This window comes from Xanthomonas axonopodis, from assembly GCF_001304695.1.
GTDB lineage: Bacteria > Pseudomonadota > Gammaproteobacteria > Xanthomonadales > Xanthomonadaceae > Xanthomonas > Xanthomonas axonopodis.
Genome location: NZ_JFAQ01000007.1, coordinates 1 through 5,612, shown reverse-complemented (window position 1 = coordinate 5,612; position 5,612 = coordinate 1). Strand labels below are relative to the sequence as shown.

General features: G+C 64.0%; 4 protein-coding genes and 3 pseudogenes. 2 read left to right on the top strand and 5 right to left on the bottom strand.

Annotated elements, in window-relative coordinates:
- Positions 1-79 precede the first annotated feature (79 nt).
- Positions 80-208, top strand: a complete 129-nt coding sequence (locus tag XAXN_RS23375) for a hypothetical protein (RefSeq protein ID WP_258078152.1) — start codon at positions 80-82, stop codon at positions 206-208.
- Positions 150-626: pseudogene (locus XAXN_RS00300) on the top strand (IS5 family transposase); the annotation flags it as partial. The gene XAXN_RS23375 and the pseudogene XAXN_RS00300, both read left to right, overlap by 59 nt.
- Before the next feature lie 200 nt (positions 627-826).
- On the opposite strand, the gene XAXN_RS00295 reads toward XAXN_RS00300, so the two are convergent.
- The 5 genes and pseudogenes from XAXN_RS00295 to XAXN_RS00275 form a co-directional block, all read right to left on the bottom strand.
- On the bottom strand, positions 827-2,059 hold the full coding sequence (locus XAXN_RS00295; protein ID WP_054318064.1) for a multifunctional CCA addition/repair protein: 1,233 nt from the start codon (positions 2,057-2,059) through the stop codon (positions 827-829).
- Positions 2,060-2,215: 156 nt separating this feature from the next.
- Positions 2,216-3,048: pseudogene (locus XAXN_RS00290) on the bottom strand (GMC oxidoreductase); the annotation flags it as partial.
- Positions 3,045-3,716: pseudogene (locus XAXN_RS00285) on the bottom strand (BCCT family transporter); the annotation flags it as partial. The pseudogenes XAXN_RS00285 and XAXN_RS00290, both read right to left, overlap by 4 nt.
- 136 nt (positions 3,717-3,852) lie before the next feature.
- Positions 3,853-4,590, bottom strand: a complete 738-nt coding sequence (locus XAXN_RS00280; RefSeq protein WP_054318063.1) for an endonuclease/exonuclease/phosphatase family protein — start codon at positions 4,588-4,590, stop codon at positions 3,853-3,855.
- A gap of 49 nt (positions 4,591-4,639) precedes the next feature.
- Entirely contained in the window at positions 4,640-5,455 is an 816-nt protein-coding gene (locus tag XAXN_RS00275; RefSeq protein WP_054318062.1) for a thiol:disulfide interchange protein DsbA/DsbL, read from the bottom strand.
- Positions 5,456-5,612 lie beyond the last annotated feature (157 nt).

The following is a 5,612-nucleotide window of genomic DNA, read 5'->3' as shown; positions in this document are numbered from 1 at the left end:
GATCAGCGTTGCCTTAGGGAACCTCTGAACAAAACCTCCCAGGTGCGCGACACTATCCGCTCACGTTGAGGAGGCATCCATGCAGCTGACGTTCGGTGACGCCGAGGGCCTGGGCAAGCGCAAGCAGACCCGTCGCGAGATCTTCCTGGCGGAGCAAGAAGGGCAAACAGTGGTATTTCGGGATGAAGGCGCACATCGGCGTAGATGAATTTTCCGGGTTGGTGCACCACGTGTGTTGCACGGCCGCCAATGTCGCCGATGTGACGGTGACGCACGCATTGCTGCGCGGCAAAGAAGACAGCGTGTTCGGCGACAGCGGCTATACCGGCGCGGACAAACGCCAAGAACTGCAGGACTGCCAAGCAGCATTCTTCATCGCCGCCAAGCCCTCGACGATGCAAGCCATTGGCAACAAACGCGAGCGTGCTCGGGAACAGCGTTGGGAACACTTCAAGGCCAGCGTGCGCGCGAAGGTGGAGCATCCATTCCGGGTGATCAAGCGGCAGTTCGGCTACACCAAGGTGCGCTATCGCGGCCTGGCCAAGAACACCGCGCAGGTGCTGACCTTGTTTGCGCTGTCGAACCTGTGGATGGTGCGCCGGCAATTGCTGCCGGCCAGGGGATAATGCTGCCTAGCGGCAGCCAAAACCGCCAGAACGTTGCAAAAATCGCACCCTACTCAGCATTTTTCCAGTCATTGACATGCAAGAAGCTGGAATTTTAGAGGTTTGATGGGTTGTTCAGACCTTCCCTAGTGCTTCCTTCCATTCGAGTGAAAAGACTGCACCATCAAAGCCTGGGATCAAACATTTGCGCGCGCATGCCGCTATGCGCCGGTTTTTCGCGCTGCCGCAATCGCGGCAATGCGCGCCTTTGTCAGTGCCTGGCCGATCTGCGGCCCTTGCAGACCCTCGGCCGCCAGATCCCGCGCATTGATCGCCAGTGCGACGGCATGTAGCCGTTTGAGTGCTTCGCCCTGGGGGTACGCGGCCTCTTCACTGCCCAGACGGCCACGCTTGTCGGCTTCGCAGACCAGTGCCAGCTGCGCGATACGCTCCGGCCGGCGAAACGCATCGCAGCGCACCAGCAGCTCGTGCAGTGTGCGGTCGCGGAGCTCGGCCAGGCGATGCACGTTCAAGTGCTCGCGGCAGGCGATGATGGCAAGTTGCCGATAGTCCTGCGGTACCTTGAGCCGCTCGCACAGCGCCTGCAATGGGACAACGCCGCGTTGTTCGTGCATGACATGGCGCGGCCATTGCTCTTGCGGCGTGAGCGCCTTACCCAGATCGTGGGTCAGTGCGGCGAACCCCACCAACGCGTCGCCGGGCGCGATACGTGCGGCCATATCGCTGACCATTTCCTGGTGAATGCCGGTATCGACCTCCGGATGGAATTCGGCGCGCTGCGGCACGCCGTACAGCGCATCGATTTCCGGCAGGATCACCCGCAGCGCATCGGTGTCATGCAGCGTGCGCAGGAACGCCGATGGCTGCGCGCAGCTCAATGCGCGCCGCAGCTCCTGCCACACGCGCTCCGGCACCAGGCTGTCGAGTTCGCCACTAGCGGCCATGTCCCGCATCAATGCCGCAGTTTCAGGAGCGAGCGTGAAGCCCAGCGGCGCCAGCCGCGCCATGAAGCGCGCAGCACGCAACACGCGCACAGGATCTTCGACAAATGCCGGGCCAACATGCCGCAGGACGCGCGCCTCGAGGTCGCGTGCGCCGTTGTACGGGTCGAACAGCTCGCCAGTGTCCTCATCGCGAGCGATCGCATTGATGGTGAAGTCGCGGCGCAGCAGGTCTTCTTCCAGCGTCACCGACTGGTCGGCGTCCACCACGAAGCCGCGATATCCGCGGCCGGACTTGCGCTCGGTACGCGCCAGTGCGTATTCCTCGCCACTGCGCGGATGCAGAAACACCGGGAAGTCCTTGCCGACCGGTTTGAACCCCTGTGCTTCCATCTGCGCCTGATCGGCACCGACCACCACCCAGTCGCGGTCGCCAGCCGGCTGGTCAAGCAATGCATCGCGGACTGCGCCGCCAACGAGATAGATCTTCATCCGCGCATGATGCCCGAGCAATCATGCGCCTGTCTGTGCGGTGTCCTGGCCGCTTGCGGGAGTATTGGCGGCGTGGATGCCGCCAACACGCTCATGGACGGGTTCGCGGTATATGCCAAAAGCGGTAGGGCACCGCACGCTCGACCCAGAGAAAAGTCATCCGCGCACCGGTGCATCGCCGGCAACGTCGTAATCGGCGGTACTGCGCGGTAATGGCGCGCGGCCGCGCATGCGGTCCATGTCGTCGGTGCCCATCGCGCAGGAGCAGGACGGGTGATAGGCGGTTTCTGCGCGAGAGCGGACGAACGCGTCCAGCTCCGCATCGGTCTTGCAGTCCGCGCTGGGGCTGATCTCGCGGCCGCGGTAAGCGTCCAGCGCCGGTTGCGCGATGATCTCGCGGGTGATGCGGATCGCATCGCGGAATTCGTGCCAGTCCTGGTCGGTGGATTGGATTGGTTGTTGAACAGGATCGAAGGATGCTGGCGCGGGTCGCGCGATTTGGCGTGTACACGCCCGCGGCTGGGGGTGCGCATCGAGCCGACGTGCGCTTGAAAGCTGTGCTACTTGACTGCGTTGCTGCCGTTGTAATTGATGGCGACCGGAAGGAAGTGGTACTGGATGTTGTGCCAGTCGAATTCCTCGCGCGTGCGGATGAAGTCGCCGGCTTCGAACTGATTGCTGGCACCGGTGCCCGTGCCGGCGAACAGCCATTGCGCACCGATGGCCGGCTGGTTCCACCACTGCAATGCCGGATACAAGGACACCGGCTTGGTGCATGCATACTGGATGTAGACCTCCAGATGATCCTGCAGGTTCTGGCCGACATCAGGCAGGTCGTGCACCAGCTGCACATCGAGCGCGCGCAGCAGATCGGGCGCGCCCATACCGGAGCGCTGCAGTAGCTGCGGCGAGGCGATCGCACCCGCGCGCATCAGCACTTCACGGCGTGCATGCGCATCGATTCCTTCGCTGCTGTTACCCACCAGGTGCTCAGGCCGGCGTTGAGATGCAGCACGCCAAAGCCCATGTCCGCGCCGATGCCGAACACGGTCGCCACGATGCCCAGCGCATCGACGGTGTAGCCGATCGGCCCGTTGATGCGTCTGCCGATCAGTGGATACAACGCCGAGCGCAACGCCAGCGGCAGGTTGTGGCGGAAAGCGAAATACGCCAGCGCCATGGCTACCAGCGCGAACACGCCCCAACCATGCAGGCCCCAATGCAGAAACAGCACCTGCATCGCCTGACGCGCGGACGCCTCGCCATTGCCGGTACCACCCTGGGGCGGTTGCAGATAATGCGTGAGCGGCTCGGAGACGCAGAAGAAGAACAGCGTGATGCTGATGCCCGCGGCAAACAGCATGCCGGCCCAGGAGAGGTAACTGAATTCCGGCTCGTCGTGATCGGCGCCGAGCTTGATGTTGCCGTAGCTGGACAGGGCCGTGGCTAGCACGAACACCAGATACAGCGTCATCGCCAGCAGGTAGGACCAGCCGACATTGCGCGAGGCCTAGGTCTGCGCATCCAGCAGCAAACGCCCGGATTCCAGCGGAAACAACGACACCAGCAAGGCAAACGTGCACACGACAGTGGCAGCCAGCACGAACACCGGGCGCAGGGTGCGTACCGGCAAGGTGTGCGGCGCTGTCGCAGTCATGGCGACGCACTCATACGCTGCCTATCACGTGCTGTGCTCCCCACGAAAAACCGCCTGCGTCATCGCACAGGCGGTGTCGAGGGGGCGTCAGCGGTCGAGTTCGCCAATGCGAACCCGTTGTCACTTTTCCGGTTGTCTAACGCAGCAATTGCTTTGGCACGCGGATATCCATCCCAACCGCCAGGTGATCTGAAAACGCGGCCGGAATCGCTTCGGTGTGTTCGATCACCAGGCTGTCGCTCACCAGGATGTGGTCGATCGCCCGGTCCGGACGCCAGCTGGGAAAGGTGTGCACGTCGCGGCTCGGTGGTTGCAGACGGGTATGGCGATACAGCGACTGCATCTCCGGTCGGTCGGCCATGCAATTGAAATCGCCCATCAACATCGCATTGGGGTGATCGGACAACAGTTCGGCGATGAAGGCCAACTGCGCCATACGCGAGTTGGCGCCCAGCGACAGATGCGCCACCGCCACGGCCAGGCCATCGCGGCCTTCGCCGAACTTCGCCAGCAGGATGCCGCGCCCGCCGATGCGGCCGGGCAGGGCATGGTCCTGCACTTCCACCGGTTCGAGCTTGCTCAGCAAACCGTTCGCGCTGGAGGCCACCCCACCCATGCGACGGTTGGGTTGGTGGCTCCAGTAATCGAAACCGGCGCGCTCGGCCAGATAGTGGGTCTGGTTGGTGAAACCCGAGCGCAGGCTGCCGGGGTCGGCTTCCTGCAGGCCGACGATGTCGCGTTCGCCCACCAGCTTGGCGATGCTGTCCAGGCTGGTGCGCTTGCTGCCCAGCGGTAACGCGTGCGACCAGCTACGCGTCACATAGTCGCTGTAACGGCGGGTGCTGGAGCCGGCCTGGATATTGGCGGTCAGCACCCGCAGGGTGCGCGAGTCCGAAGCGTTCACGACGTTGCGTTCGCGCTCCTCACTTGGTCAGCGTGGCGCGTTCGCGCGCGATCAGGTGATCGGCAATGCGCAGCATGTCCGGAAAGCTCTGGCCCTTGACCAGGTACTTGCCGTTGATGATCAGCGACGGGGTGCCGGTGATCTTGCTGCGGGTAGCGAACTGCTTGGCGCGGTTGGTCTTGGCCGAGACGCCGAAGCTGCTCATGGTGTCGATGAAGGTCTTCTGGTCCACGCCGTACTTGGCATAGAACGCGGCGATGTCCTGCACCGAATCCTTGCCGTGCTCGCCCTTGAGGGTCTGGTCGACGTGGATGGCCTTGTATAACGCTTCGTGGGTCTTTTCCTGCACGCCCAGGGTTTCGGCGGCATAGAAGGCGCGGCCGTAGTTATCCCACGGGCCACCGAACATGGCCGGCACATAGACGAAATGCACGTCCGACGGCAGGCCGGCCTTCCACGGCCCGATCAGCGGCTGGAACGCGTTGCAGGCAGGGCAGACGTAGCCGAAGACTTCGGCCACTTCGATCTTGCCGGCGGCCTGCTGATAAGGCTGGCCACCGTCGATGTCCAGATAATCGGTGCCGGCGACCGGCTCGGGGCCATTCGGCGCGCGCGGGGCAGCGCTGGGCGCCGCAGGCGGTGAAGTGTTGGCGCTTTCGCCCACTTCAGGCGGTGCGGCGGGGTTTGCGGCCGGGGTAGCGGCAGCAGGCGCGGGCGCCGTTTCGGCAGCTGGGGTGGTGGCGGCAGGTGCGGTGTCGGACGAACCGTCCTGCGCCTTGCAGGCGACCAGGATCGGCAACAGCGCCATCAGCGTCAGGGCGAAGCGGGTCTTCATCGGATTGGATCTCCAGCGTGGGGCGAGAAAAGGGCCGGACGGCCGCGGGGCGCATGATGCCACGCGCGGCCGTCGCTGGCGGTTATGCGGTTCAGCGCTTGGCCGGCGCGGCGTGCTCGCGGGCGATCAGGTAGTCGGCAATGCGCAGCATGTCCGG

What these genes read in the sequence shown, in the direction of transcription:
- XAXN_RS00275 (WP_054318062.1), bottom strand. Translation starts at nt 5,455, where the DNA reads ATGAAGACCCGCTTCGCCCTGACGCTGATGGCGCTGTTGCCGATCCTG.
- XAXN_RS23375 (WP_258078152.1), top strand. Translation starts at nt 80, where the DNA reads ATGCAGCTGACGTTCGGTGACGCCGAGGGCCTGGGCAAGCGCAAGCAG.
- XAXN_RS00295 (WP_054318064.1), bottom strand. Translation starts at nt 2,059, where the DNA reads ATGAAGATCTATCTCGTTGGCGGCGCAGTCCGCGATGCATTGCTTGAC.